This window comes from Lachnoclostridium phocaeense (genome assembly GCF_959599685.1).
Taxonomy (GTDB): Bacteria; Bacillota; Clostridia; order Lachnospirales; family Lachnospiraceae; genus Claveliimonas; species Claveliimonas monacensis.
Genome location: NZ_CAUGIN010000005.1, coordinates 75472 through 101965 on the forward strand (window position 1 = coordinate 75472; position 26494 = coordinate 101965).

A 26494-nucleotide genomic window follows, 5' to 3' on the forward strand; every position below is an offset into this window, starting at 1 on the left:
TTACTCTTCCTCTCCCTGTGCTATGTAGCTCTTCTCAGTCGTGATCACACACTGGTATCTGTGATCGATCTGCTGGAGCTGTTTTCTCACTTTTTTTGTCAGTTCTCTCTCTTCTTCCTCCGTGTAGCGGTAGGGGATGACCATGTCAAAGATCACATTGATCCGCTCCTTTCCCTCCACCACCCGCAGGTCATGGATGGAAACATCCGGGTCGATCCCGCTCACCGTCTCCTGCACCTGGCTCATGACGGCCAGGATCTTTTCGTCCTTTGTCTCCACCGGATCCATGTGGATGACGAGGAAGACGCCCAGCTGCCTCACCGCGTCCCTCTCGATCCGGTCGATGATCTCATGGGATGTCTCTATGTCCACATCGTTGGGCACCTCGGCGTGGATGGACGCCATATTCCGGCCGGGGCCGTAGTTATGTACGATCAGGTCGTGGCTCCCCACGATCCCCTCATAGCTCTCCACGAAACCGGATATCTTTTTGTAATCTGCCGGATCGATGGCCTCTCCCAAAAGCGGCTTCAATGTATCCCGGGCAATGCCGATACCCGCCCACATGACAACCAGGGACACGCACAGTCCGATGAAGCCGTCAATGTTCCGGCCCGTGAAGCCGAAAAACAGAAGGGAGAACACCGTGGCTGCCGTGGTGATGACATCCCCGATGGCGTCCGCCGCTGTGGCCAGCAGGACTTTGGAGTCGATCCTTTTTCCCAGCTTCCTGTTGAAAATACTCATCCACAGCTTGACGCAGATGGACAGCAGGAGAATCAGCACAGAGACCATGCCAAATTCCATGGGCTGGGGTTCTCTGATCCTGCCGATGGCGTCCTTGAAGAAAGTAAATCCCACCTCGATCACAAGGAAGGAGACCACCAGGGCTGTTATGTACTCCATCCTTCCGTGTCCGAAGGGGTGCTCACTGTCCGCCGGTTTTCCCGCCATCTTCACCCCGATCAGCCCGATGACGGAGGATGCGGCGTCGGACAGGTTGTTGAACGCGTCCGCTGTGACGGAGATGCTGTGCATCAGAAGTCCGATCACCGCCTTGGCCGCAAAGAGCAGCACATTGCAGAAGATGCCCACCACCGACGCCAGCGTTCCATACTGGGTGCGGACGGACACCTTCTCTGTCTGCTCATAGTCCTTCACGAAATGTCTGATCAAAAATTCTGTCATGTTCCTTTTTTCCTCTCAAGTATGATCTATCTGTCTCCGCCGAAGAAAAACCATTTGACCTTAAAGTCTGAGTAAGCTGTGATCATCTCGTATTCGTCTTCCCCAAGGACACGTCCCAGCTGCTCTTTCTCCTCCTCAGGCACATGGGCGGTCACCGCGTCTGTAAAGCAAAGAGAAGGGTAGAGGCAGCACCACCAGTTGTGTCCCTGTCCCTCTCCGATGCGGACTCGGAGGGCTGTGTACTCTCCCTCCGGGAAGGTCACATCCCCGTAGGTCTTCTCCGGGAAATAGTCCCGCACAAGCTCCGCCCTGGCCTCATCCGAGCAGCCCGCCTCCCGGAGTGTCTCCTCCGCGGTCCTCTCCAGTTCGTCCAGGTTGTCCCGCACCCAGGAGCATGTCTCCTCCAGGTTCGCCTCCTGCGGGAGCTCCCCTTCCATGTAATCCAGAAGGGCCTCCTTCACTTCCATCTTCCTCTGCTGATCTGCTTCCCCGTCGCTGTCCGCCAGCACGTGAAAGCGGAGCACCTCCCGGCTCAGCTCCTGGCCGGCTCTCCTGGCCCTGGCTTCCACCAGCATCCCTCTCTGCACAAGAAGGAACCCCGTCAGCAGCTCTCCGCACAGGAGGGCAATGCCAAGACAGATGGCTTCCTTCTTTCTCTTTCCTATATAATAACGGTTATTCTTCATGCTATGTACCTCCTGACTGCTCCCATTTGGGATCTATCAGGAGTCTTCACATTTTTTCAGGCTTTTATACAAGGCTGCTGCCATTTTTCTCTGCAGCCTGCCGCAGTTCCTACTTTTTTGTCCGGATGGTGTCCATCACCGCTTCCACCTGATTGTCCACGTGCTGGCACACCACCTGCACAGCCCTCTCCTTCTGTCCGTTCTCGATAGTCTCTATGATCTCCTCGTGCTCATCAATGAGCTGCTGGTGAAAATCTGACCGCTTCAGATATTCCACCCTGTAACGGTACATCTGCTCTCTCAGATTGTTGAGCAGCTGGATCAGCTTCTGGTTATCTGTGGCCATGTAGATGACATCGTGGAACTTTACATCCGCCTCCGCAATGCGGGTGATATCTCCCTCTTTCAGGGAGGCTTTAAAGTCCTCAGCAGCGCCCTTCAGATCCTGGATCTGCTCATCTGTGATCTTCTCACACACCAGCTCCACCGCCAGCTCTTCCAGCGCCCGGCGCACCTCCAGCACATCCCGCAGGCTCTTCTCCGTGATCTCCGCCACCTCAGCGCCCTTGCGGGGGATCATCAGCACAAGTCCCTCCAGTTCCAGCTTCCGGATGGCCTCCCGGATAGGCGTCCGGCTGACCCCCAGCCTGTTGGCCAGCTGGATCTCCATGAGCCGCTCTCCAGGTTTGAGTTCCCCCCTCAAAATGGCCTGCCGCAGTGTGTTGAATACCACATCCCGCAGAGGCAGGTACTCATTCATACTGACTTCAAAATTCGGTTCCTTCATTTATTTCCTCCTGACATTGTGTACATTCGTGACATAGGCCTGCTTCACAGGCGTCTGTCTCTTCAGCCTGGCTGCCGCCGCCTTGGCCTTACCCCGGGATGTAAAGATCCCGAACACAGTCGGGCCGCTTCCGCTCATCATGGCATTCAGGGCGCCGGCTCCTATCATCACGTCCTTGATCTTTCGAAGCACCGGATACTCCTCCAGCATAACCTGCTCCAGCACGTTTCCCATGCTGTCTGCCACCTGCTGCAGATCTCCCTCCTGAAGTCCCGCAAGGATACCGTCGATGTCCGGATGGCTCCCCACGCCCTCCTTGTCGATCTTCTCATACACGGTCTTTGTGGACGCAGAAAGGGGCGGCTTTGCGATCAGCACATAGCACTTTGGCAGCGGAGGAAGAGGCGTCAGGATCTCGCCGATCCCCTCTGCCAGGACCGTCCCCCGCATGATGCAGTAGGGCACATCCGCGCCCAGCGTCACGCCTCTGTCCTTCAGTCCCTGCTCAGACAGTCCCAGATCAAACATTCGATTCATGCCGAAGAGCACAGCTGCCGCGTTGGAACTTCCCCCCGCCATCCCGGCTGCCACCGGGATGTGCTTCTCCAGCGTGATCCGAATGCCCTCTCTGATCCCAAACTCCCGCTGCAGAAGATCTGCCGCTTTGTAGGCAATATTGTTTTCATTGACCGGAAGATAGGACAGATTTGTGGATATTTCGATGCCCGGCTCCCGCGTCTTTTCCAGGGTCACGCGGTCGTAGAGATAGACCGTCTGCATGACCATCCTGACATCGTGGTAGCCGTTTTCCCTCCGGCCCAGGATATCAAGTCCCAGATTGATCTTACCCAGTGCTTTCAACTCCAGTTTATCCATTGTACTCTCCTTGTATCTTGTATACAGTGTACTTACAGTATACCCATGTTTTCTTTAAAAATCAATAACCTGTCTCCCGGCCTCAATGTTCCTTCTTTTATATCGTTGACTTCTCTGATCCCCTCCTCCGTGGTATTGTACCGCCGGGCCAGATCCCACAGCGTATCTCCCTCTTTTACAATGTAGCCCACAATGCCGGGCGCATTTTCCAGTTCTTTTGCGTCCACCGGCTGCTCGCTTACATCCAGGATGTTATCCACCCTCTCCGGCTTCCTCAAAAATACCTGGAAGGAGAGAGCCGCCTTTACCTCAGCCTCCCCGTTTCCCAGGAGGCTGACAGAGAGCTGCTCCAGGCTGCCCTCGATATCACAGCGCATCTCCTCAGAGGCGCCGCTGCACTCAATGGAGTGGGAGAAAGGTACCATTCCCTGCCAGATGCCGAAGGGCTGTTCATCGTCCGCCCTCACATACAGGAACATTACATTCAGGACGCCTTCCGCCCGGATCTCCCCGTCCTGGATCTGGGCCGGCTCCATCTGCAGGAAGCCGCTGCTGTGGCAGATCTGTAAAGTTCCCTCCCGGATCTCCGGCAGGCTCAGCTGCTCTGTCAGCCTGCACTTCGAGTGGTTCTGCATGACAAGGCTTTCCAGGATCACTTCCTCCCTCTCAGGTGTCAGCTTTCTCCCGGGCGCATACAGATCTTCCAGGATGCGGATCTTCTCCTCTCTGTAGACCGTGCAGCGCACTTCCAGGGACGCCTCCACGCCAAAGATGCGCACCTCCCCGTCTTCGTCCAGCCGGGCCTCTATGCTGTCATCTCCCAGGGAAGCGTACACACAGTGGTACATCTCCTCTCCTGCCCCCTCGCAGGACAGGCGGCCCTCAAAGGGCACGCTCTGCTCCACCCACTCTGTCTTCATATTCTGGGACTCATAGAGACAGAAGACCTGCAGCTCGCCCCGCAGCACCAGTCCCCCATCTTCCAGCCTGGTATCCAGTTTCCGAAGGGCGCTCTCCCCCAGAAGGAGGGTGCCGATATTTTCCCTGGCTGCCGGCAGATGGATCTCCTCCTTGATGCGGTACACATCTTTCTGTACCGTGCACAGTTCCAGGATCTCCCTCTCGGAAAATTTCTTGTAGATGGTGGACTCTTCCTCCATGTCCGCCGTGATCTGTTCTTCCTCCGCCCCCTCAGACCCGATGGTCAGATCCACAGAAGCCTTCAGATTCATCTTCCGGGAATTGATCAGGGTTACGCTGACCTCTGCCGTAGCCCCCCGGACAAACAGCTGGTCCTTTGGCTCCTCCTCCATGTATACCATCTCCTCAAAAGGCAGCCTGCCGGCAAGTGAGGACAGCTGTCCCCCGCCATCCTCCGTCTCATAGAGGATCTGATAGGATAGCCTCCCTGTCACTCTGGCATAGTGTTCAGCCGGACGTATATCCTCCACATGGATTCTTCCACTGCTGTACACAACTCTGGCGGCATCGTACTTCGCCTCCGGAATATTGATGTCTTCATCTACATAAAACTGATCTGTCACACCAGGTCCGATCCGGCCTGCCCGGACCGTCTTTTTGATCTGCTCCATTTTTACTCCTCCTTACCTCTCCCACAGAATTCTTTTTTCCGTATACTCTGTCGCCACGGCCGCATATGGACAATCCGGCTCCTGCGACACCTTCTCCCCCTCATCCGGCCCTGTCAGGCAGGTGCGGATGCAGACTGCGTCTTCCGTCTCACAGACCTCTTCTATCTGGATACTGTACCCGCCGCTCTCCTGCTCCCCATAACCCATAGCTATGTACAGCTGCTCGCCGTCCCCGTATGCCAGGAGAAAGGGCTCCTCTTTTTTCTCCTCCACTTCCTTCCAGAGTTTCTCCGGAATCCCCAGGCGATCCAGCGTCTTATAATCCAGATCCTGCTTTTTCTCCCCGTCTATGCGGCGGACGCTGCACCCGGACAGGAGCAGGACCAGCGCAGAAAACACACACAGTATCCTGCGTCTTTTCATGGCTTCACCCTATGGATATTCTCTCTATTATCATACACGCCACCCCTTTGAAAAATGACAGTTTTATGGTAAGATGCTTATGATGTACACAAAAGAAACAGAAGAAAGGTTTTCGAAATCATGATAAGATTTATTGCTATTGCGATCGTACTTTTTATTTATCTCATAGTCGGCATACCGGTTCTCATCGTGGAATACTTTGTGGGGCTTGTGAACCGGAGAGCCAAAGATTACTCCTGCCTTCGGATGGTGCAGTGGACGTTCCGCCTGATGCTGAAAATAGCAGGTGTGAAAGTAACCGTCATCGGGGAGGAGAATGTGCCCGATGAGCCGGTCCTTTATATAGGAAATCACAGGAGTTATTTTGATATCCTTCTGACCTATTCCAGATGTCGGCGGCTGACCGGGTATGTGGCGAAAAAAGAGATGCTCCGCTATCCTCTGCTGCGGGACTGGATGAAAAATCTGTACTGCCTGTTCCTTGACCGGAGCACTCCAAAAGAGGGGCTTAAGACCATCCTGCAGGCCATAGAATATGTAAAAAGCGGTATCTCCATCTGCATTTTCCCCGAGGGTACGAGAAACACAGGGGAGGAGCTTTCCATGCTCCCCTTTAAGGACGGGGCTCTGAAGATCGCCGAGAAGACCGGCTGCGCCATCATCCCCATGTCCATGAACAACACCCAGGCCATCTTTGAGGGTCATCTCCCCTTTGTGCGCAAGACCCACGTGGTGCTGGAGTACGGAAAACCCATTTATCCCGACCAGCTTGACAAGCAGACCCGGCAGCACCTGGGAGACTACTGCCACAATATCATCCAGGAGACCATCATCAGGAATCAGTCCCTTGTATAATTTTTACTTTGTTTTTACTTTTCCCTCTTATGGTGCTATAATTGGGATAACTTTTTCAGCTACAACAAATACAAAGGAGTTTAAAAAAGAGAACAATGAGCAGACATGATTTGACCCTGCTGACGGACTTCTACGAGCTTACCATGATGCAGGGATACTATGAAAAAGGGCAGAACGAGACCGTCATCTTCGATGTATTCTTCCGCCAGAACCCCAGCAATGGAGGCTACTCCATCTGTGCGGGCCTGGAGCAGGTCATTGAGTACGTAAAAAATCTGAATTTCACATACGAGGACGTGGACTACCTGCGCAGCCTGGGTATGTTCAGCGAAGATTTCCTCCACTACCTGAGCGGGTTCCACTTTACCGGAGATATCTACGCCATCCCCGAGGGGACGGTCATCTTCCCCAAAGAGCCGATCCTGAAAGTGATCGCGCCCATCATGGAGGCCCAGCTTGTGGAGACTGCCATCCTCAACATCATCAACCACCAGTGCCTCATCGCCACAAAGGCCTCCCGGGTCGTGTTTGCGGCGGGCGGCGACGGTATCATGGAGTTCGGCCTGCGCCGGGCCCAGGGCCCTGACGCAGGGCTCTACGGCGCCCGGGCCGCCATCATCGGCGGCTGTATCGGCACCTCCAACGTGCTGGCCGGCCAGCGCTTTGACGTGCCTGTTCTCGGCACTCACGCCCACAGCTGGATCATGAGCTTCCCGGATGAGTACACCGCCTTCAAGGCCTACGCCCAGCTCTACCCGGACAACTGCATCCTCCTTGTGGACACCTACGACACACTGAAATCCGGAGTTCCCAACGCCATCCGCGTCTTCAGTGAGATGCGGGCCGCAGGGGTTTCCATGAAAAAGTACGGTATCCGCCTGGACAGCGGCGATCTGGCCTACCTGTCCAAGAAGGCCAGGACCATGCTGGACGAGGCGGGCTTTACAGACGCGGTGATCTCCGCGTCAAACGATCTGGATGAGTACCTGCTCCACGACCTGAAGATGCAGCAGGCGGCTATCACCTCCTGGGGTGTGGGCACCAACCTGATCACCTCAAAGGACTGCCCATCCTTCGGCGGCGTCTACAAGCTGGCGGCCATCCAGGATGAGTCGGGACAGTTTGTGCCCAAGATCAAGATTTCCGAGAATACGGAGAAGATCACGAACCCGGGGAACAAGACTGTCTTCCGCATCTACGACAAGCCCACGGGGAAGGTCAGAGCGGACCTCATCTGCTTTGCGGATGAGACCTACGACACCGAGAAGGACCTACTCATATTTGACCCCATCGACACGTGGAAGAAGACAAAGCTGCCGGGTGGCTCCTACACCATGCGGGAGATCCTTGTACCCATTTTCCGGAATGGAGAGTGCGTGTACCAGTCACCCTCTGTCATGGAGATAGCGGAATACTGCAGACAGGAAAAAAAGACCCTGTGGGAGGAGACAAAGCGTCTCTTCTACCCCCATCAGGTCTACGTGGACCTGTCTGACAGCCTCTACGAGGTGAAGAAATCCCTGCTGGATCAGATGGATATGGATTAACAGGTTTTATTTTTAAGGAGGATTTATTTCTATGAATATTATTGTACTGGCAGGCGGCTACAGCAACGAGCGGGATGTATCCCTGAGCTCCGGAGGCAGTATCTGCCGTGCGCTCCGGGAGCGAGGACATAACGCCTACCTTCTGGATGCCTTCCTCGGACTTGAGGATGCGCCCGAGAACCTGGAGGATGTGTTCACCCTGCCGGGAGGCGGCCTTGAGATCGCCACCGGTATCCAGGTGTCCGAGCCGGACCTCGACGCCCTCTGGGCATCCCGCCCCGGGGATTCCCCCAGCTACCTGGGCCCCAACGTGCTGGAGCTGTGCAGTCTGGCCGACATCACCTTCCTGGCCCTTCACGGAGGACTGGGTGAGAACGGCAAGCTGCAGGCTGCTTTTGACACTCTGGGGATCCGCTACACAGGTCCCGACTCACTGGGATGCGCGCTCTCCATGGATAAGGGCGTCACGAAAGATCTCTTCCACTCTGCCGGCGTCCCCACTCCCTACGGCACACACATTTCCCGCAGGGATAAGGACATTTCCCTGGAAGCGCTCCAGATCCCCCTTCCCCTGGTAGTCAAACCCTGCTCCGGGGGATCCAGCATCGGTGTGCACTTTGCCCACACGGAGGAGGAATTCCGGGAGGCCATGCGTCTGTCTTTTGAAAAGGAGGACGAAGTAGTCATTGAGCCCTTCATCGATGGCCGGGAATATGCCTGCGGCATTTTTGACGGCAAGGCACTTCCCCTTGTGGAGATCATTCCCGACGGAGGCGTGTTTGACTATGTGCACAAGTACCAGAGCGGCGGTGCTTCCGAGATCTGCCCCGCTACCTCCGTGGACAAAGAGACTACAGAGGCCATACAGAAGACCGGCGTGCTGGCCGCAGAGGCTCTCCGCCTGAACGTATACTGCAGAGCAGATTTCATCGTGGACAATCACACAGGCCGTTTCTACTGCCTGGAAGTCAATTCACTGCCCGGCATGACAAACGCCAGCCTCCTGCCCAAAGCGGCAAAGGCAGCCGGATACGAATACGGCGAGTTCTGTGAGCAGATCATTGAAAAATCCATGGACGCCAGATACAGATAGGAGAGAAACATGAAAAATCTCACAATAGAAAATATAACCAGGGCCTGCCGCGGCACATACCACGGCAGCGACAGCCTCCTCTCCCGGGAGGCCGCCCACGTGGTCATCGACAGCCGGAAAGCCGGCCCGGAGGATGTGTTTGTAGCCATCAAAGGAGAGCGGGTGGACGGACATTCTTTCATCCCCTCTGTCATGGACGCAGGCGCTCTGTGCGCCGTGTCTGAGCAGGATCTGGGCGAAGTCCCCTTCCCCTATATCCGGGTAGAGTCCACCGCCCAGGCCCTTCTGGACATTGCAAAGCTGTACCGGGACTCTTTTGACCTCAAAGTAGTGGGCATCTCCGGCAGTGTGGGAAAGACCAGCACAAAGGAGATGATCGCATCCGTCCTGGCGCAGAAGTTCAATGTACACAAGACCCAGGGGAACCTGAACAGCGAGTCCGGCCTTCCCCTGACTGTCTTTGACCTGAAGGAGGAAAATGAGGTGTCTGTCCTGGAGATGGGCATCAACCATTTCGGTGAGATGCGCAAACTCTCCACCGTGGCCCAGCCTGATGTGTGCGTGATCACCAACATCGGTGTGGCCCACCTGGAATTCCTCAAGACCCAGGAGGGCATCATGCAGGAAAAGACACAGATGTTCCAGGACATGAAGCCGGGCGGCTCCATCGTCCTCAACGGAGATGACCCTCTCCTGTCCACCGTCGGACCTGTGAAGGGCGTAACCCCCCTCTTCTACGGCACATCGCCGGACTGCGATGTGTATGCCACAGACATACAGTCCCAGGGCCTGAAGGGCTCTTCCTGCATTATCCACACACCCGGCGGACAGTTTTCCTGTCTGGTCCCCACCCCCGGATCCCACATGGTATCCAACGCTCTTGCAGGGGCGGCAGTGGGATACGTGCTGGGTCTTAGCAGCGAACAGATCAAATACGGCATTGAGCACCTTCCCTTCCTGCCGGGCAGGAACAACATCATCCAGACAGACAAAGTCATTATCCTGGACGACTGCTACAACGCCAACCCGGTTTCCATGAAGGCTGCCATCGATGTGCTGGGTCTTGGGATCGGCCGCAGAGTGGCTGTCCTTGGAAAAATGGGCGAGCTGGGTCATAACGAGAAAGAGCTCCACTATGAGGTAGGCACTTACCTGGCCGCATCCGGGACAGACATGGTGATCGCCGTGGATGAACTGGCAAAAGAGATCATCCGGGGCATAGAGGATGCCGGTTCCCGGATAGAGACGCACTGGTTCGCCACAAAGGACGATCTCATCCCTCATCTCGGGGAACTGATAAAGGAGGGGGACAATGTCCTTGTAAAAGCCTCCAACAGCCTTGGCTTCAGCGGGATCGTACAGGCGCTGCAGGAGCTGTAGGAAATTCCACAAAGGAGAACAGACCATGGATTATCAGGTTCTCGTCCTTGATCTGGACGGCACACTGACCAACTCAAAAAAGGAGATCACGCCGGCCACGCTGGAGGCGCTGATCGACATACAGAAGATGGGGAAAAAGGTAGTCCTGGCAAGCGGGCGCCCCACAAGAGGCGTAGTTCCCCTGGCCCGACAGCTGCATCTTTCTGACTACGGCAGCTACATCCTCTCCTTCAACGGAGCCCGCATCACAGACTGCCGCAGCGGGGAGGTGATGTACAACCGCTGTCTGCCAAAGGATGCGCTTCCGGATGTCTTCCGCCTGGCCTCCGCCTTTGCCCGGGACGGCGCGGACATCCTGACCTACACGGAAGACCACATCATCTCCGGGATACATCCCAACCGCTATACACAGTTAGAATCCAGGATCAACCACATGCCTGTCCTGGAGCGTTCGGATTTCCTGTCTGCCATTCCCCCGCAGGCCAACAAACTTCTGGCCACCGGGGAGCCGGAGGTGATCAGCCGGATGAAAGATGCCATGGCACAGCATTTCCGGTCCTATCTGAGCATCTACTGTTCCGACCCCTTCTTCCTGGAGATCATGCCAAGAGGTGTGGACAAAGCCCACGCGCTGGTGAAGCTTCTTGGCAGCATCGGCCTGTCCACAGAGCAGATGATCTGCTGCGGGGACGGTTACAATGACATCACCATGATCGAGACCGCCGGCCTGGGAGTCGCCATGGCCAACGCCCAGCCTCCTGTGCTGGACAGCGCGGACTACATCACAAAGTCCAACGATGAGGACGGCGTTCTGCATGTGATCAATACATTTATGCGGCGCAGCTGAGGTTCATTCCCGCCTGCGCATCCTGCATGCAGGACTTTCCACAAAGCAAAAAGAGTTCCACTGTGGAACTCTTTTTTATGTCTAAGCTGTCTTTCCTTTATTTTTCTCATGCCACTGGAACAGCCGCTTCCCGAATTTTCCGATGGCCTCCACAAGAAAGCTCAGGTAGCGGAACACGGGCTCCGCCGCTATGGAAAAGACGATGAAGAGCATGATGCACTTAGTGGACATGGCTGTGATGGCAAACAAATCTCCCAGGTAGATGCTGGAGAACACAAGCGCAATGCCGCAGCCCACCAGAACAGCGATCCGGATGGGGTTCATAGGCTGGCTGATCTTCCACAGCACCATAAATCCCACAATGGCAAGCAGGATAGTAGCCGCCGTGGCAATGTCCTTCTGTCCCACCTCAAAGGTCTGTCCGAAGATCACCAATGCTCCCACGATCAGCACATCTGTCAGTCCGCCGGGCAGGGCCTTCAGAAATACATTGGGCAGGAAATGTCCCTGTATCCGGTTCTTATTGGGCTCCAGCGCCAGGAAGAAGGCCGGCACGCCGATGGTGAACATACTGATCAGCGAGATCTGGGAGGGCTCCAGCGGGTAAGTGATCATAAACACCGCCGAGAACACGGACAGAAGGAGGGAAAATATATTTTTCACAAGGAACAGGCTGGCGGACCGCTGAATGTTGTTGACTACCCTGCGCCCTTCCAGCACCACCGAGGGCATGCAGGAGAAGTCTGACTCCAGCAGCACGACCTGGGCTGCCTGGGAGGCGGCCTCGCTTCCCGACGCCATGGCGATGCTGCAGTCCGCATCCTTCAGGGCCAGAATGTCGTTGACACCGTCCCCTGTCATGGCTACCGTGTTGCCCTGGCTTTTCAGCACATTCACAAACTGCCGCTTCTGATTGGGCGTCACCCGCCCGAAGACCGTGTACTTTTTCATGGCTGCCGCCACATCCTGGTCCGTCTTCAGCGTGCTGGCGTCCACATAGTTCTCTGCCCCCGCTATGCCGGCCTGGGAAGCCACTTCCGACACAGTGACCGGGTTGTCCCCGGAGATCACCTTGATGTCCACGCCCTGCTCTGCAAAGTAGGCAAAAGTCTCCGGCGCATTCTGCCGGATGGGGTTGGACAGCATCACGTAACCCAGCGGCGTAACCTTTTCTGTGAGGGGTTTGCCGTCGATCTCCCCCGCATATTTTCCAAAGACGAGAACTCGGTATCCCTTCCTGGTAAACTGCTCGATCTCCGCCTCGTAGAGCACGTAGTCATCCCGCAGCACCATCTCAGGCGCACCCAGCACATAGGCCCCGTCTTTGTAGGTGACGCTGCTGTATTTTACCGCCGACGAAAAAGAGGTGAGGCTCACCGGCTTTTTCCCGGTGTTCTCCTGGAAATACTCTTTCAGGGCAGCCATTGTGATATTGTCCTCGCTCATGGCCGCCGCAAAGTCTCCCAGCATTTTCTCAAGAGGGGGATACTCCTCCTCTTTCTCCCGGTAATCCAAGGTGGGCTCCACCCGGTTCACTGTCATGGTATTTTCCGTGATCGTTCCCGTCTTATCCACACAGAGCACATTGACCCTGGCCAGCGTCTCGATACTCTTCATATCGTGGAGCAGCACCTTCTGGCTGGCAAGCCGCATGGCGCTCACTGCCAGGGCCACGCTGGCAAGCAGGTACAGCCCCTCGGGGATCATGCCGATGACTGCTGCCACCATGGAGGTGACGCTCTGGGCAAATCCTTCATGGTTGAAAAAGAAGCTCTGGGAAAACAGGATCAGGCCGATGGGAATGATGATGATACCCACCCATTTGACCAGCTTGTCCAGAGACCGGATCATCTCCGACTGTTCCTGATCGTCCATGGCCTTGGCCTCTATGGTCAGCCGGGAGATGTAGGAATCCTCCCCCACCTTGTCCAGCCGGGCCCGGCATTCCCCGGACACCACAAAACTGCCGGACATGAGCTTGTCCCCTCTTCGCTTGGTGATCTCATCAGACTCTCCTGTCAGCAGGGACTCATTGACCTGCACCTCCCCGGAAGAGACGACAGCATCCGCACAGATCTGGTTTCCTGCGCCGAAAATGACAATGTCATCCAGCACCAGCTCCTCCGAATTGACCTTTTTTATTTTGCCGTCCCGCACCACCCTGGCGTGAGGCGCATTCAGCATGCTCATCTTTTCCAGGACATTCTTGGAACGCACTTCCTGCACGATACCGATGAGGGTGTTGATGATGACTACCGGCAGAAAGGTCAGATTCCGAAAGGACCCCACCAGGCAGAGCAGGATGCCCAGCACGATAAAGATCAGGTTGAAGTAGGTAAACACATTTTCATGTACGATTTCCTTCGTGGTCTTTGCCGGCGGGTCTACCGCGATATTGGTCCACCCGTGCATCCGGTGCTCCTGCACCTGCTGGGAGGTAAGCCCGGCTTCCGGGTCCGGGTCGTAGCGGGTCGTGGGGATCCGTCTGCTCCTTCTCTCACTCTGTTCCTCTACTCTTTTCTTAACATTTCTCTGTCTTTTCTTCATGTATATTTACGTCTCCTCTATATCTATCCTATTATATACCTCTCCCCTTAAGATTTCTATAAAGGTTCTCTAAAAATTCTCTTAAGCCTGCGTCCCCTGCTCCGGCTCTGCCAGCCTGCCCGGCCGCGCAGAACAGCACCGGGGCGGGAGCCCTCCTCCTGCTGGATGCCCCGCCCCGGTGCTGTTTTTCTCAGGCAGCTCAGACCCGGATGATGCGGCCCTCCCTGCGCTCTTTGGCGGCCGGCTTCTCCCCGTCCGCATAGCCCAGCGCGCAGTGTCCGACGCCGGCATAGTTCTCTCCAAGCCCCCATTTTTCGAGGAGCTTTTTGCCCTCCTCGCTCTCAAACTCTTCCTTTGCCCTGTGGATCCAGCAGGAGCCAAGTCCCACCGCCTGGGCCGCGTTCATCAGGTTGCCCATGGCCAGGCTTCCGTCCTCCACATAGGTGGGACGCCCTGTGTCCGCCAGCACCACCAAGATGGTTGGCGCTCCATAGAAGGGGTCCATATCCGGATCGCCCATGATGGAGGCGTTCATTTTCCGGAGCTGCTCTCTCGTCTCCGGGTCCTGCACAGCCACAAAGACAACCGGCTGCTGTCCCATGCCGCTGGGCGCCCACAGCCCGGCCTCCAGGACCTGCTCAAGCTCCTCGTCTTTGATCTGCTCCGCCTTATAGGCCCGGACGCTCCTTCTCTCCTTTAAGTCCTTCAGTGTCTCTTTCATGTCCTTGTTCCTCCTTTGCTGCTTGTCTTTTCACTCGTTGCCGCGTTCCGTTCCCGCATCAGCCCAGGGCCACGTCCAGGATCATCATGAGGATAAATCCCACCGCAAACCCCATCGTGCCGATGTTGCTGTGCTCTCCCTCATTTGCCTCCGGGATGAGCTCCTCCACCACCACGTACAGCATGGCTCCCGCCGCAAAGGCCAGGAGAAGGGGAAGCACCGGGGTAAGGAGCTCCGAGAGCAGGATGGTGACAAGAGCCGCTGCCGGCTCCACGACGCCGGACAGAGTGCCGTACAGAAAGGCTCTGCCTCTGCCTGCCCCGCCCTCACTTCTCAGGGGCATGGAGATAATGGCCCCCTCGGGAAAATTCTGGATGGCGATGCCGATGGAGAGCGCAAAGGCCCCCATGAGAGAAATCTGGGCGTTGTCCGCCAGAAGCCCGGCAAACACCACTCCCACCGCCATTCCCTCCGGGATATTGTGGAGGGTCACTGCCATGACCAGCATGGTAGAGCGGCGCCAGCTGCTCTTTGGCCCCTCCGGCTCCCTGTGGTCCATGTGCTGGTGAGGCACCCTCTTATCCAGCAGGAGCAGAAAGAGCATGCCCACCGCCACGCCCGCGGCGGCAGGGATAAAGGCCAGCCTTCCCATATCCGCCGACATATCCATGGCCGGGATAAGAAGGGACCAGACCGACGCCGCCACCATGACGCCCGAGGCAAACCCCAGCAGCAGCTTCTGGACCAGTGGCGGCATGGTCTCCCCGCGCATCAGGAAGACACAGGCCGCTCCCAGCGTGGTCCCGAAAAATGGTATCAGGATACCGATCATTACATTGCTCATACAGTCCTCCTCATGTCCCCCTAGTTAAAATAGACCATCTCGTCCTGAGGAGCCTTCGCCTCCTCCACATACTCCGCCCGGATCACCGGGCCCTTCCGCCCGTAGGCGCGGGTAAATTCATAGCCTACGGTGCCCCGGACCTTCACCCACTGTCCGGGTGTCAGCTTGGGGGCGTAGGGGCTTCGGCATATATAGCCCAGGAAGGTAGTGTCATCGGCGCAGCAGGTCATTGCCATCCGGCCCGCCACGAACTCCTTCGCCGCAAACCCTCTCGGTTTCAGCACCTTCGCCTTATATTCCACAGTCTTTTTCAGATATCTCTCCGGGTGGTCCATCATGTCCACATACCAGATGCCGTAGTCCATGTCATCGATCTGCACCACAGGGGCGTCCAGGTCATAGGGCATGGTGTCCTCAAAGATGTTGTCGATCTCCCCGTCCTCCCCCTCGAAAATGATCTGGGCGCTCTGGTTGACCACCTTCACATTCCGTCGGTAGGAGGCGAGAGGCATATCCTTTGTGCACCGGTTGAACATGACCAGCTCCGCGTTTCTCACCATATCCATAAAAAGAGGCTTCATGTTGGCAATATAAGTCCCGAAGGTGGAAGCGTCCACTGTCACCAGCTTCTGCACAAGCCCCCATCCCGGGGGCACGTCCATAGCCTCGATCCGGCTCACCGGATACATGCCGTTGCACTCGATGATGACCCTCTCCGGATGATATTTCCGGTCCGCCTCCCGGAGCCACTCCAGCGTCAGCTCCTCCGGGTCGTCCACAGTGAGGAGCGTTGTGTTAGTCCGCTCCAGCAGCTCCTCACCGTACTCCTCCTCTCCCTCCTCGCAGAGGATCAGCAGGGTGTTCCCGTCGATTTCAAAATATTCCTGCCCCAGGGTGTACCGAAGGAAGCTGGTCTTCCCGCTCTCCAGGAAGCCCGCCATGAGGTACACCACCACTCTGGCATTGTCTACCATCTGCATAAGCTTCTGTCACCGCCCTTTCTATTCTGACGCGCCCGCAAAAAGGTCCTTCAGGGCGCTCTCTTTCAGCCTGGAGCCGATCACGCAGATGCGTCCCGTATAATCCGGCTGCCCCTCCCGGAGCTCCACCTCGCCGGGCACCATATCAAAGTAGATCCACGTTCCCTTGTCGCCTTCCACCATTCCCTTGGCGCGGAGCACCATGCCGTATGTGTCCGCGTCCCCAAGGGCATCCAGGCGCACCTTCAGATCCCGGGCGTTGTACTTTTTCACCGTCTCCATCCCCCAGCTTCCAAACACCTCGTCCGCATGGTGATGATGGTGGTCATGATGGTGCTCGTGGCCGCACCCGTCATGGTCGTGATGGTGATGCTCCTCGCCGGGCCCGTGGTGGCCGCCGCACACGTCACACCTTGCCTCCTCCATCAGCTCCTCCTCAAGGGAGGGAGCGTGCTTCTCCATGATCTCAAAGAGCTTGGCTCCGTCGATCTGCCCCTCCGGGGTGGTGATGATGGGGGCGTCCGGGTTGAGGGCCCGCATCTGGGCCACAGCCTGCTCCACCTTGTCCTCGTCCGCGATATCCGTGCGGCTCAGGATAATGGCACCCGCTGACTCCACCTGGTTCTTGTAGAATTCGCCGAAATTCTTCAGATACATTTTGCACTTCTTTACATCCACCACTGTAGTGGCACTGTTCAGCACCACATCCGCGTCTGTCTTCACATTCTCCACGGCCCGCTTCACATCAGAGAGCTTGCCCACGCCGGACGGCTCGATGAGGATACGGTCCGGGTGATAGGTCTCAATGACTTCCTTTAAGGAAGCGCCGAAATCTCCCACGAGGGAGCAGCAGATGCATCCGGAATTCATCTCCCGTATCTCTACGCCCGCCTCCCTGAGAAAGCCGCTGTCAATGCCGATCTCGCCGAACTCATTTTCAATGAGGACCACCTGTTCGCCCTTAGACGCCTCCCTGAGAAGCTTCTGGATGAGCGTTGTCTTGCCGGCTCCCAGAAAGCCGGAGATAATATCTATCTTTGTCATTTTATCCACTCCTGTTCTGTCTGATCGATTTTTCAGGATATCTGTGCATATCCAGAACTATTTTGTCACAGCCCGGGACAAATTTCAAGGAGTCAGGATAATCTTTCTCCTATGCCTTGCATAAACACTCCGCACCTCTTATAATAACCTTGTAATCGCAACAGACATTACAACTACTATATCAGGAGGAAAAAAATATGCAGAAATATGTATGTGAGCCCTGTGGCTATGTGTATGACCCGGAGATCGGCGATCCAGACAACGGCATCGCACCGGGCACAGCGTTTGAGGATCTCCCGGAGGACTGGGTTTGCCCCATCTGCGGAGTAGGCAAGGATATGTTTGCTGTGGAGGAATGATTTTCTCCGCACACAGCCCGGCCCGGAAACGGCCTGGACATTTTGATCGGGGAGCTCTGCCGCGGCAGGGCTCCTTTTACTTGACATTCCGCCCGGAAATTGGTACTATTTTCAAGATAACATGATAATCGTTTTCATTTTGCACAAAGAAAGAAGATCTGGACATGGAATTTCTGGAACACATTTTATCTCATACAGCAGAAGACAGCGTGCGCATGCTCCCCTTCCTTTTTGCCGCCTTCCTGCTCCTGGAGGGACTGGAGCACTATTCCAGCGCCTGGATCCGCAGGACTCTGACGAAGCTTGAGAAGGCGGGACCCGTGGTAGGTGCGCTCTTTGGCTGCATCCCACAGTGCGGCTTCTCTGTCATGGCCGCCAACCTGTACGCCGGAGGGGTGATCTCTGTGGGCACGCTTCTGGCTGTCTTTCTGGCCACCTCCGACGAGGCAGTGCTGATCCTCATCGGCCACCCCGGAAACGGCGCCGAGATTGCCGCCCTCCTTGTGGCCAAGGCTGTCATAGCCATCCTGGCCGGATACCTGGCCGACCTGTTCTTCGCAAGGTTCATCTCTACCAAAAAGGAGATCGAGGATCTCTGCCATCACTGCGGCTGCCATGACCATCACGGCATCCTGCGTCCGGCTCTGAACCACACAGTCCGGCTCTTCGGCTACATTTTCATCTGCACCCTCATCCTGAACGCCGTGATCGAGGGCGCAGGGCTTGAATCTGTCTCCACCTTCCTTTTAAGCGGGAGTATCCTGCAGCCCTTCCTGGCGGCCCTCCTCGGGTTCATCCCCAACTGCGCCGCCTCCGTGCTGCTCACAGAGCTCTATCTTGGGGGTGCCCTCTCCTTCGCCTCCGTCATCGCCGGCCTGTGCACCAATGCAGGCGTTGGACTGATCGTCCTTTTTAAGGTCGATCCGGACAAACTGGAGTGTGTCAAATTCACCGGCCTTCTGTACGCCTGCGGGGTGATCGCGGGGGTGGTCCTGCACCTGGCCGGGCTTTAAGGCGCACCAGGACAAAAAAAGCGATGCCGGACGAACCCGCATCGCTTTTTTCTTTGCACCGTTTTACAGCCTTTCCCGCTCCTGTCTTATCTCTCCTGGTCGTATTTTACATAGGCATCAACCTTGGGCTGTGAAGCACAGCCAGGTTCAAATTCATTGCCCAGAAAGGCATCCACAAGAAGCTCTCTCACTTTGTTTCCTGTTGTAAACGCTCCCATACATGCAATGTTGGCATCATTGCTCAGACGTGCTCTCTGCGCTGAGTATACGTCTGAAATAAGTGCCGCATAGGCTCCCTTTACCTTGTTAGCCGCAATGGAGACACCGATTCCTGTTCCGCACAGCAGGATGCCTCTGTCATACTTCTTTGCAGCTACCGCCTCTGCAACTGCAAATGCAGTATGTCCGTAAATAGGATCTTCGCTTCCAAAGTCCGTCACCTCACCGTAGCCCTTCGCCTCAATGTACTTGATCAGCGCTACCTTTGCATCCTGCGCATTGGGATCACAGCCAATTGCAATTTTCATTTGTCTTTCCTCCTATCATTTTTATTTTCGTTTCTTTTATTTTATCATTTCGTTCTTCTTTTGTCTACTTTCGATTGCTTTCGTTTCGACTATTTTTCTCTGTTTTCAATATCCATGATCATATTGACTCTCTCCTGATGCCTTCCACCCTCAAATTCCGCATTGAGCCACTCCTCTATGATCATCTTTGCAAGCTCAATCCCCACAACCCGGGCTCCAAATGCCAGGATGTTGGTGTTGTTGTGCTGCCTGGAAAGACGGGCGGAATACGGCTCACTGCAGACCACGGCGCGTATCCCCTTCACTTTATTAGCGGCAAGGGAAATCCCCACGCCTGTACCGCAGATCACGATCCCCAGATCTACCTCCTTGGCCACCACAGCGCGGGCCACCTTTTCCCCGTACACGGGGTAGTTGCAGCTCTCTGTAGAATCTGTGCCGTAATTGACCACCTCATATCCCAGATCCTGCAGAAATTTCATGACTTCCCGCTTCATTTCAACTGCTGAATGATCGTTTCCTATTCCAATCTTCATTTCATACTCCTGCCTTTGCTAATTTTATCTCTCTTCATTATAAAGTCTGCCGACAGGAATAGCAAGATGGGATCCTTGTTTCACAGCTGTAATTCAGACCTCGATCTCCCCCAGATGCCGGATCACCTTGTCCGCCCCGGACACATCCTGTCCGCCTGACGTCTCGTTCACGTAGCCGTAGCAGAATATCCCGGCCCGCCGCGCCGCCCTGACGCCCGCCTCCGAGTCCTCCACTGCCGCTGACCTGCCAGGCTCTCCTCCCGCAAGCTCCAGCACCTTCAGATACACATCCGGCTCCGGCTTCTTGTGGGCTACCTCATCTCCCGAGACAGTGATGTCAAAATACCGGTCCACGTCAAGCAGGCGCAGAGCGTCATCCACCAGCACACGGGTGGAGGAGGACGCAAGTCCTATCCTTATCCCACGCTCCTTCGCTCTCTTTACGACATCCAAAAAGCCGTCTGACGGCTGCAGGTGATTTTCCTCTATCTGCCGCGCCACCAGGCTGTACTGCCGTTTTTCCAGCTCATACGGATCTCCCTCCATATGATATACCTCCAGCACCCTTCTCCAGAAGCCGCTGGAGGACTTGCCCACAGGGTCCGGCAGCCTGTCATCAGGGCTGATCCCCATCTCCCGGAACATCCACTGCCTGGCGTTTTCATGGAGCGGCTCGCTGTCCAGCACCACGCCGTCCATGTCAAAAATCAAGAGTTCTATGCCTTGTCTGTCCATTTTTCTTCTCCATTAAAAGTAGTTGATCCTCAACGGATCCTGGCAAGGTTTTTAAACTGCCGTTTCAAAGACTGATAGGATTCCAGATAGACCTGATACAGCTCTCTGTACATGGGAATCCACTCCCGCACAGGCTCCACCACCTTTTTGATACGGAGATTGGCATCCGACGCCTCCTCCGGGGTGCTGTACTCGCCCATGTAGGCCGCATTCATGTAGGCAAGACCGGCGGGAGCCCCCAGATTGACCTCCGGCAGCTTGATCTCCTTCCCGATCACAGAGGCCTTGATCTTCAGCCATATATCGCTCCTGCTGCATCCGCCGCAGCAGATGATATCCTCGATGGGCAGCCCCATTTTGGCCGCCTGGTCCAGGTTATCCTGCAGCGCAAAGCAGGCTCCCTCCATAATTGCCCGGATCAGCTCCGCCCTGCTGGTATTCAGGTTCAGTCCGATAAATGTGCCACGGGCATCCGGATCCCATATAGGGGCTCTCTCCCCCGCCATATAGGGGAGGAAAATGATCCTGGAAGGTCTCTTTGCCCTCTCCTCCACCTCCCGGTTCATCCGGGGGTAGGCGTCCTTCTTCATGGTCTCCCCGCCGTAGAGAGCATCTCTGAACCAACGCAGAGAGCCTCCGGCAGAGTTCATAGCGCCGTACAAAAGAGTACTGTTTTTTGCCCGCCCCTTCAGATAGGAGAGCTCCTCCCCGGTGACAAGCTCATCAAAGCCTATAAGCACCACAGAGCTGGTCCCCGTCATCTCCGCCACCCGGCCGCCGGAGTATACCCCCATCTCAAGCCCCGCCGCCGTCGCGTCCACAGCTCCAGCAAGGACAACCGTACCGGTGGAAAGACCAGTCAGCTCCGCCGCCTCCGCAGACACGTGACCGATAGGGGCCATGCAGTCGTACACCTGCGGCATCAGATCCACATCTGCCCCTATGGCGTCCAGAAGCTCCCGGCTCCAGCAGTCCCTGTGGACATCATAGAGCTGGGTGAGGGAGGCGTGGGTGTCATCGATGGTAAACTCTCCTGTCAGCTTATAATTGACATACCCGTTTACCTGGAGCACCTTGAAGCATTTCTCCATGATCTCCGGGTGATTTCTGATAAACCACATCAGCTCCGTGAGAGTAAAATACGTGTCCAGACGGTTTCCCGTAATCTCGAACACTCGCCTTGCCCCCACCGTCTCTTTTATGATCTCGTACTCCTCCACGCTTCTCCTGTCCATCCAGATGAGAGCGTCGTGGAGGGGCTTTCCCTCCTTCGTGACAGGCAGGACAGCAGGGGCCTGGCTGCTGACGGAGATAACTCTGATGTCCTCCGCATTCACCCAGCTTTTGGCCAGGATCACGCGGATGCATTCCACCACAGCTCTCCACCAGTCATCCGGGTTCTGCTGCGCCCAGGAGGGCTCCGGGAGGAGCGTCCCGTACTCCTTCCCGGCCTCAGCCACCACCTTTGCCTTCTCACCGAAGAGGATGCACTTCACCGTGGTGGTACCAATGTCAATTCCAATGGAATAACTCAACTTCTATCCCTCCATCCTTCAGGCGAGTACCTCCGGATTACAGATAAATCTTGGCTTCTCGCCTGCCAGTATCTTCTTCACGTCTGTCAGCACAATATTGGTCTGGTGTCCCACGATATCTCTCGCCGATCCAGCCAGATGAGGCGTCAGGACCACATTTCTAAGGGAAAGGAATTTATTTCCTGCAGGGATCGGCTCCACCGGATACACATCCAGCCCGGCCCCCGCTATCCTCTTCTCCGCCAGTGCGTCGTAGAGGGCGTCATAGTCCAGGATCTTTGCCCTGGCTGTATTCACAAGATACGCCGTGGGCTTCATGAGTGCGATTTTCTCCCGGCTGATCAGCCCCACTGTCTCCGGCACCACATTGCAGTTGATGCTAATGAAATCCGCCGTCTTCATGAGGGTATCCAGATCCGTCTTTTTCGCCCCCAGATAGTCCATCTGCTCCTGGGACACGTAGGGATCATAGACAAGGAGCTCCATATCCAGCCCCCGGGCCCGCTTTGCCACTTCCCGTCCGATCATGCCAAAGCCGATCTGCCCGAAGGTCTTTCCGTACATCTCCGGCCCCCCTCCGTAGAGGGCAAAGGGAGCCGTGGGATCCATAGACCACTCGGACATGGTCTCCGCCCGCTTCCCTTCATTGTCGTTGTACTGGACATTGGTGAGCTGGTCTGTATACTTCAGGAGATGGTCCGTAAGGCTGATATTTTTGGACACGCACATGAGCAGGGCGATGGTGTGCTCCGCCACCGCGATGGCGTTCCTTCCTCCGGCCCGCAGAACAGGGATCCCCTTCTCTGTCGCCGCTTCAATGTCCACACTGGCAAAGGCCTCGTTCCTGCAGCACACAATGATCTTCAGGCAGTCCGCCGCCTCGATGACCTCCCTGTTAATGTCCTCAAACTCGGAGATCAGCAGCTCTACCCCTTTGATCTTCTCCTTCATCTGGGGAACAGACATCTTTTCGCCTGTCACTCCGTACCCTGCGAACTCGTAATCTGTCGTGATCGTCTCCAGCAGATCTGTATAATTCCTGTCAAACCTGGCAGTGATCAGTGTTTTCATCTTCCACAGCCTCCTATTTCTGTCCGTATTTTGTCATAAAGAAATCATGGAAAAATTCCACGTCAGCCCGGGAAATCTCCACCGGCCCGCCGATGCTCTGGGTATTGATATAGATCAGGGCCGTCTTCTCAAGCACCTGGGACGCTGTAAATGCCTCCGGCAAAGTCCGTCCCACCGTGATGGCGCCGTGGTTGGCGATCAGCGCTCCGCCTCTGTCCTTCAGCGCCTCCACAACAGATGCGGCCATCTCCCTGGAACCGGGCATGGTGTAGTCCGCCAGGCGGACATCCCCGCCCAGGATCTGCACCTGGTCATCACAGATCGGGGGAATCGGCTTTCTGGCCGTGGCCATAGTCAGGGCATAGGTGGAATGAGTATGTACGATGCCGTTTACCGTCTCCCTGTCAAGATAGACCGCCGCATGCACCGGCACCTCCACAGAGGGCTTCAGCTTTCCCTCGTACTCGAAGGTCTTCATGTTGACAAGGACCATGTCCTCCGGGAAGAGCCGGTCGTAGTCCATGCCGGAGGGAGTAATCACCATGTACTCATCGTCCACGCGGGCGGAGATATTGCCCCATGTGCCTGCCACCAGCCCGCTGCTGGACATCTTCTTTGCAGTCTCACATACCTCGATCTGTGCCACCTTCACTTTGTCTCTGTTCATCTTGTTTCCTCCTTTTCCTGCTTGACAGCTTTTATCTGTATTGGTATCTGCATTAATATCTGTACTGATACAGCAGATGCTCTCCATTTAAAAATCTCCTGATATCCGCCACGATCTGTTTTGTATGGTTCACAAGCACATCGTCCGTGGCCCCGGCGATGTGGGGCGTGATCACCACATTGTCCAGCTCCGTTACGTAGGGATGATTGCTGGCAATAGGCTCGCTCGCATACACGTCAAAGGCTGCTCCCGCGATCCTCTTCTCCCGCAGTGCGTCGATAAGCGCCTGCTCGTCCAGGATCGCCCCTCTGGACGCGTTGATAAAGTATGCAGTGGGCTTCATAAGAGAGATCATCTCCCGGCTGACGATTCCTGTCGTCTCCGGTGTCACCTTCATGTGGCAGGTCACAAAATCCGACTCTCTCATCAGCTCCGCCAGTGTGTTGACCTTGCGTATGCCGATCTCCTCGATGTCCACCTCGCCCTGGTAGGGATCGTAGATGAGGAGCTGCATCCCAAAGGCCCTGGCGATCCGCCCCACACGCTTCCCGATACTTCCATAGCCAAGGATCCCCAGGCTCTTGCCCTTGAGCTGCGTCCCCTTGAACACCATGTAGGGGGCGTCCATCTTCATATCCCAGATCACATCCGCCTTCAGACCTTCCTTCGTCTCCTTGTGGGCGTCCGGGTTCCCGGTATATTTCCCCTCCTTGAGGGCCTTGTAGGCCATGGGGATCTTCCTGGCGATGGAGAGCATGAGACCGATGGTCATCTCGGCGGTGGAGTCGGAGTTCCTGCCCGGGGTGTAGAGAACAGGGATCCCCCTCTCCTTTGCCGCCGCCATGTCCACATTCACCGGCGTGGCTCTGGTGCAGGCGATCAGCTTCAGGTTCGGCGCTCCCTCAATGACCTTTCTCGTGATATCGTCGTAGCTTGTGATGATGATATCCGCGTCCTTTGTCTTCTCGGCCAGCTCGTCCTCCTCCATTTTGGGAAGTCCAAGCGCCCATCCGTCCTTCACCACTTCGCCCATCTCGTATAAGGGCTTCAGCTCCTCTTCATTGTACTCGGCAGTAAAAAATATCTTCATTCTTATTCCTCCTCACTGATGGCCTGAATTTTCTTGTTCATCTGATGACGGTAATCCCAGATCTGCTGGTTGTGCACCCGCACCTGGCGGAACAGCTCATATAGCAGATCGTACTTCTTTGTCCTCTGCAGGTTTGGCTCATATGTCCTGCGGAAGGTGCAGGCCTTTTTCACCGCCTCCTCATAGGAGCTGTAAATGCCAAGCTTCACGCCCGCGATGATGGCCACGCCCTTGGCTCCCAGCTCCTTGCCCTCCGGGATCATCACCTTTTTCCCCATGACGTCCGCGATCATCTGAGCCCAGACCGGGCTCTTGGCGCCGCCCCCTGCCAGGTGGATATTGGCGTCCTTGTCTATGTTCTGAAGGCAGTCCCGTATGGAGAGGCTGATGCCCTCGTACACGGCCCGGATGAGCTGGTTCCTCGTAGTCACCTGACTGATGCCAAAGAAGCTGGCTCTGGCGTAGGGGTGATAGAAGGGCGCCCTCTCTCCCGCCACGCTGATGTAGGGGTGATAGACCACTCCTCCGCATCCCACGGGCACGCTGTCCACGATCCTGTCGATCTCGTCAAAATCCTTTGTCTTCGCGATATTTTCCAGCATCCAGTCAATGTTGGGAGTCCCGTTCAGGGTGGGCTGCAGCTCCACGTACAGTTCCTCGATGGGATGCTTTTCATAGCGGGAATTCTCTGCCCCGAAGCGGCAGTCCTCCTTCCGCATGACGATCTCGCTGGCGCAGGTAGTTCCCAGGATCACGCAGGCGTCCTTCTCGTGGATCGCCCCAAGACCCACAGCCGTGGCCGATGTGTCCAGCGCCCCTGCGATCACGGGAATTCCCTCCGGCAGCCCCGTCTCCTGTGCGAACTCCTTCGTGATCGTCCCCACCACCGTGTCAGAGCTCACCGGGTCCGGCAGATAGCTCCGGTACTCGTAGATATCCATGGCCTTCATCAGCTCATCCGCGATCTTTCCTGTCTGGGCATCCATCAGGGATGTAAAACTGTCGGTGATCTCCGTGCCGATGAGTCCGGTCATCTTATAGCGGATCCAGTCCTTGCAGAACAGCAGCTTGCTGGCCCGGTCCAGGACCTCCTTCCGGTTGGTCTTCATCCAGCGCAGCAGCACCATCTGATTGCCGAGGAGCGGCGGCGTGCCTGTGGTCGTGTGATAGAGCTGTCCCACCTCGGGGTGATCCCGGGTGATCTTTCTCACCTCCGAAACAGCCCGGCCATCGCACCATAAAATAGCGTTCTGTACCGGGCGGCCTTCCTCATCGATAAGCCAGCAGCCCTCTCCCTGGCCAGTCACGCCGATCCCCCGGATCCGGCTGACATCCGCCGCCCCGGAGGCTGTCAGCTCCTTCACACAGTCCTTTACCTTCTCCCAGACGAGAAGCATATCCTGCTCCTCCCAGTTGCCGCCATTGTTGACCGTCTCGGCCTCCCGGCTGGCCACCCGGACCTCTCTGCCGCCCTCGTCAAAGAGAACCGCCTTTACATTGGACGTGCCGGCGTCAATTCCCAGAATATAATCCATACAGACTCCCTCCAAT

Annotated in this window: 26 protein-coding genes; 7 read left to right on the top strand and 19 right to left on the bottom strand. The window is 56.1% G+C overall.

The window, feature by feature from the left end:
- The 6 genes from Q5911_RS03605 to Q5911_RS03630 form a co-directional block, all read right to left on the bottom strand.
- Entirely contained in the window at nt 1-1188 is a 1188-nt protein-coding gene (locus Q5911_RS03605; protein WP_226394954.1) for a cation diffusion facilitator family transporter, read from the bottom strand.
- A gap of 26 nt (nt 1189-1214) precedes the next feature.
- On the bottom strand, nt 1215-1874 hold the full coding sequence (locus Q5911_RS03610; protein ID WP_303181042.1) for a stage II sporulation protein R: 660 nt from the start codon (nt 1872-1874) through the stop codon (nt 1215-1217).
- 109 nt (nt 1875-1983) lie between these two features.
- Nucleotides 1984-2661, bottom strand: coding sequence for a GntR family transcriptional regulator (locus Q5911_RS03615; RefSeq protein ID WP_303181043.1), 678 nt, complete (start codon nt 2659-2661; stop codon nt 1984-1986).
- Nucleotides 2662-3537: a 4-(cytidine 5'-diphospho)-2-C-methyl-D-erythritol kinase gene (gene ispE, locus Q5911_RS03620; RefSeq protein WP_303181045.1), complete on the bottom strand. Its 876-nt coding sequence runs from the start codon at nt 3535-3537 to the stop codon at nt 2662-2664.
- A gap of 32 nt (nt 3538-3569) precedes the next feature.
- On the bottom strand, nt 3570-5129 hold the full coding sequence (locus Q5911_RS03625; protein ID WP_303181047.1) for a DUF3794 and LysM peptidoglycan-binding domain-containing protein: 1560 nt from the start codon (nt 5127-5129) through the stop codon (nt 3570-3572).
- Between the two features lie 12 nt (nt 5130-5141).
- Nucleotides 5142-5552 carry a protease complex subunit PrcB family protein gene (locus Q5911_RS03630; protein ID WP_303181049.1) on the bottom strand — a complete coding sequence of 137 codons (411 nt, stop codon included), beginning with the start codon at nt 5550-5552 and terminating at the stop codon, nt 5142-5144.
- 120 nt (nt 5553-5672) lie between these two features.
- Here Q5911_RS03630 and Q5911_RS03635 point away from each other — a divergent pair, with 120 nt between their 5' ends.
- From Q5911_RS03635 to Q5911_RS03655, 5 genes are all read left to right on the top strand, one after another.
- Nucleotides 5673-6407, top strand: coding sequence for a lysophospholipid acyltransferase family protein (locus Q5911_RS03635; protein ID WP_303181051.1), 735 nt, complete (start codon nt 5673-5675; stop codon nt 6405-6407).
- A gap of 95 nt (nt 6408-6502) precedes the next feature.
- A complete protein-coding gene (locus tag Q5911_RS03640; protein WP_303181053.1) occupies nt 6503-7954 on the top strand; it encodes a nicotinate phosphoribosyltransferase in 1452 nt (483 codons plus the stop codon).
- A gap of 31 nt (nt 7955-7985) precedes the next feature.
- A complete protein-coding gene (locus Q5911_RS03645; protein WP_303181055.1) occupies nt 7986-9047 on the top strand; it encodes a D-alanine--D-alanine ligase family protein in 1062 nt (353 codons plus the stop codon).
- 9 nt (nt 9048-9056) lie between these two features.
- Entirely contained in the window at nt 9057-10427 is a 1371-nt protein-coding gene (locus Q5911_RS03650; RefSeq protein ID WP_076779439.1) for a UDP-N-acetylmuramoyl-tripeptide--D-alanyl-D-alanine ligase, read from the top strand.
- A 25-nt stretch (nt 10428-10452) separates the two neighbouring features.
- The gene (locus Q5911_RS03655; RefSeq protein ID WP_076779440.1) at nt 10453-11274 is read left to right on the top strand and encodes a Cof-type HAD-IIB family hydrolase; all 822 of its coding nucleotides are present in this window, start codon (nt 10453-10455) and stop codon (nt 11272-11274) included.
- Nucleotides 11275-11355: 81 nt separating this feature from the next.
- Here the strand turns inward: Q5911_RS03655 and Q5911_RS03660 are convergent, their stop codons facing one another.
- From Q5911_RS03660 to Q5911_RS03680, 5 genes are all read right to left on the bottom strand, one after another.
- Nucleotides 11356-13821, bottom strand: a complete 2466-nt coding sequence (locus Q5911_RS03660) for a cation-translocating P-type ATPase (RefSeq protein WP_303181060.1) — start codon at nt 13819-13821, stop codon at nt 11356-11358.
- Nucleotides 13822-14020: 199 nt separating this feature from the next.
- The gene (locus Q5911_RS03665) at nt 14021-14542 is read right to left on the bottom strand and encodes a nitroreductase family protein (protein WP_303181062.1); all 522 of its coding nucleotides are present in this window, start codon (nt 14540-14542) and stop codon (nt 14021-14023) included.
- A gap of 58 nt (nt 14543-14600) precedes the next feature.
- Entirely contained in the window at nt 14601-15386 is a 786-nt protein-coding gene (locus Q5911_RS03670; protein ID WP_087174507.1) for a ZIP family metal transporter, read from the bottom strand.
- Nucleotides 15387-15406: 20 nt separating this feature from the next.
- On the bottom strand, nt 15407-16366 hold the full coding sequence (locus Q5911_RS03675) for a TIGR03943 family putative permease subunit (RefSeq protein WP_303181066.1): 960 nt from the start codon (nt 16364-16366) through the stop codon (nt 15407-15409).
- Between the two features lie 21 nt (nt 16367-16387).
- Nucleotides 16388-17410 (bottom strand): GTP-binding protein, encoded by a 1023-nt coding sequence (locus tag Q5911_RS03680; RefSeq protein WP_303181068.1) that lies wholly within the window; start codon nt 17408-17410, stop codon nt 16388-16390.
- A gap of 197 nt (nt 17411-17607) precedes the next feature.
- Between Q5911_RS03680 and rd the strand changes: the two genes are divergently transcribed.
- Both rd and Q5911_RS03690 read left to right on the top strand, forming a co-directional pair.
- A complete protein-coding gene (gene rd, locus Q5911_RS03685) occupies nt 17608-17769 on the top strand; it encodes a rubredoxin (RefSeq protein WP_087174505.1) in 162 nt (53 codons plus the stop codon).
- A gap of 164 nt (nt 17770-17933) precedes the next feature.
- Nucleotides 17934-18782: a putative manganese transporter gene (locus Q5911_RS03690; protein WP_087174504.1), complete on the top strand. Its 849-nt coding sequence runs from the start codon at nt 17934-17936 to the stop codon at nt 18780-18782.
- Nucleotides 18783-18868: 86 nt separating this feature from the next.
- On the opposite strand, the gene Q5911_RS03695 is transcribed toward Q5911_RS03690, so the two are convergent.
- The 8 genes from Q5911_RS03695 to Q5911_RS03730 all read right to left on the bottom strand — a co-directional run bounded on the left by Q5911_RS03695 (nt 18869) and on the right by Q5911_RS03730 (nt 26478).
- Nucleotides 18869-19309 (bottom strand): RpiB/LacA/LacB family sugar-phosphate isomerase, encoded by a 441-nt coding sequence (locus Q5911_RS03695; RefSeq protein WP_087174503.1) that lies wholly within the window; start codon nt 19307-19309, stop codon nt 18869-18871.
- Nucleotides 19310-19398: 89 nt separating this feature from the next.
- Nucleotides 19399-19845 carry a ribose 5-phosphate isomerase B gene (gene rpiB / locus Q5911_RS03700; RefSeq protein ID WP_087174502.1) on the bottom strand — a complete coding sequence of 149 codons (447 nt, stop codon included), beginning with the start codon at nt 19843-19845 and terminating at the stop codon, nt 19399-19401.
- 93 nt (nt 19846-19938) lie between these two features.
- Nucleotides 19939-20580, bottom strand: coding sequence for an HAD family hydrolase (locus tag Q5911_RS03705; RefSeq protein ID WP_303181075.1), 642 nt, complete (start codon nt 20578-20580; stop codon nt 19939-19941).
- Nucleotides 20581-20609: 29 nt separating this feature from the next.
- Complete coding sequence (locus Q5911_RS03710; RefSeq protein ID WP_303181077.1) at nt 20610-22115, bottom strand: xylulokinase; 1506 nt, start codon at nt 22113-22115, stop codon at nt 20610-20612.
- Nucleotides 22116-22133: 18 nt separating this feature from the next.
- Nucleotides 22134-23186: a 2-hydroxyacid dehydrogenase gene (locus tag Q5911_RS03715; protein ID WP_303181079.1), complete on the bottom strand. Its 1053-nt coding sequence runs from the start codon at nt 23184-23186 to the stop codon at nt 22134-22136.
- Nucleotides 23187-23199: 13 nt separating this feature from the next.
- Nucleotides 23200-23853, bottom strand: coding sequence for a class II aldolase/adducin family protein (locus tag Q5911_RS03720; protein ID WP_303181080.1), 654 nt, complete (start codon nt 23851-23853; stop codon nt 23200-23202).
- Between the two features lie 52 nt (nt 23854-23905).
- Nucleotides 23906-24943, bottom strand: coding sequence for a 2-hydroxyacid dehydrogenase (locus Q5911_RS03725; RefSeq protein WP_303181082.1), 1038 nt, complete (start codon nt 24941-24943; stop codon nt 23906-23908).
- Nucleotides 24944-24945: 2 nt separating this feature from the next.
- Entirely contained in the window at nt 24946-26478 is a 1533-nt protein-coding gene (locus tag Q5911_RS03730) for an FGGY-family carbohydrate kinase (RefSeq protein WP_303181084.1), read from the bottom strand.
- Between the last annotated feature and the right edge of the window lie 16 nt (nt 26479-26494).

Bases quoted from the DNA above. Each gene is read 5' to 3' on its own strand.
- Q5911_RS03675 (WP_303181066.1), bottom strand. From the start codon at position 16,366: ATGCAGATGGTAGACAATGCCAGAGTGGTGGTGTACCTCATGGCGGGC.
- Q5911_RS03730 (WP_303181084.1), bottom strand. From the start codon at position 26,478: ATGGATTATATTCTGGGAATTGACGCCGGCACGTCCAATGTAAAGGCG.
- Q5911_RS03715 (WP_303181079.1), bottom strand. From the start codon at position 23,186: ATGAAAACACTGATCACTGCCAGGTTTGACAGGAATTATACAGATCTG.
- Q5911_RS03670 (WP_087174507.1), bottom strand. From the start codon at position 15,386: ATGAGCAATGTAATGATCGGTATCCTGATACCATTTTTCGGGACCACG.
- Q5911_RS03610 (WP_303181042.1), bottom strand. From the start codon at position 1,874: ATGAAGAATAACCGTTATTATATAGGAAAGAGAAAGAAGGAAGCCATC.
- Q5911_RS03725 (WP_303181082.1), bottom strand. From the start codon at position 24,943: ATGAAGATATTTTTTACTGCCGAGTACAATGAAGAGGAGCTGAAGCCC.
- Q5911_RS03630 (WP_303181049.1), bottom strand. From the start codon at position 5,552: ATGAAAAGACGCAGGATACTGTGTGTGTTTTCTGCGCTGGTCCTGCTC.
- rpiB (WP_087174502.1), bottom strand. From the start codon at position 19,845: ATGAAGATTGGAATAGGAAACGATCATTCAGCAGTTGAAATGAAGCGG.
- Q5911_RS03660 (WP_303181060.1), bottom strand. From the start codon at position 13,821: ATGAAGAAAAGACAGAGAAATGTTAAGAAAAGAGTAGAGGAACAGAGT.
- Q5911_RS03655 (WP_076779440.1), top strand. From the start codon at position 10,453: ATGGATTATCAGGTTCTCGTCCTTGATCTGGACGGCACACTGACCAAC.
- Q5911_RS03640 (WP_303181053.1), top strand. From the start codon at position 6,503: ATGAGCAGACATGATTTGACCCTGCTGACGGACTTCTACGAGCTTACC.
- Q5911_RS03625 (WP_303181047.1), bottom strand. From the start codon at position 5,129: ATGGAGCAGATCAAAAAGACGGTCCGGGCAGGCCGGATCGGACCTGGT.
- Q5911_RS03695 (WP_087174503.1), bottom strand. From the start codon at position 19,309: ATGAAAATTGCAATTGGCTGTGATCCCAATGCGCAGGATGCAAAGGTA.
- Q5911_RS03680 (WP_303181068.1), bottom strand. From the start codon at position 17,410: ATGACAAAGATAGATATTATCTCCGGCTTTCTGGGAGCCGGCAAGACA.
- Q5911_RS03650 (WP_076779439.1), top strand. From the start codon at position 9,057: ATGAAAAATCTCACAATAGAAAATATAACCAGGGCCTGCCGCGGCACA.
- Q5911_RS03705 (WP_303181075.1), bottom strand. From the start codon at position 20,580: ATGGACAGACAAGGCATAGAACTCTTGATTTTTGACATGGACGGCGTG.
- Q5911_RS03665 (WP_303181062.1), bottom strand. From the start codon at position 14,542: ATGAAAGAGACACTGAAGGACTTAAAGGAGAGAAGGAGCGTCCGGGCC.
- Q5911_RS03605 (WP_226394954.1), bottom strand. From the start codon at position 1,188: ATGACAGAATTTTTGATCAGACATTTCGTGAAGGACTATGAGCAGACA.
- ispE (WP_303181045.1), bottom strand. From the start codon at position 3,537: ATGGATAAACTGGAGTTGAAAGCACTGGGTAAGATCAATCTGGGACTT.
- Q5911_RS03615 (WP_303181043.1), bottom strand. From the start codon at position 2,661: ATGAAGGAACCGAATTTTGAAGTCAGTATGAATGAGTACCTGCCTCTG.
- Q5911_RS03690 (WP_087174504.1), top strand. From the start codon at position 17,934: ATGGAATTTCTGGAACACATTTTATCTCATACAGCAGAAGACAGCGTG.
- Q5911_RS03720 (WP_303181080.1), bottom strand. From the start codon at position 23,853: ATGAACAGAGACAAAGTGAAGGTGGCACAGATCGAGGTATGTGAGACT.
- rd (WP_087174505.1), top strand. From the start codon at position 17,608: ATGCAGAAATATGTATGTGAGCCCTGTGGCTATGTGTATGACCCGGAG.
- Q5911_RS03635 (WP_303181051.1), top strand. From the start codon at position 5,673: ATGATAAGATTTATTGCTATTGCGATCGTACTTTTTATTTATCTCATA.
- Q5911_RS03645 (WP_303181055.1), top strand. From the start codon at position 7,986: ATGAATATTATTGTACTGGCAGGCGGCTACAGCAACGAGCGGGATGTA.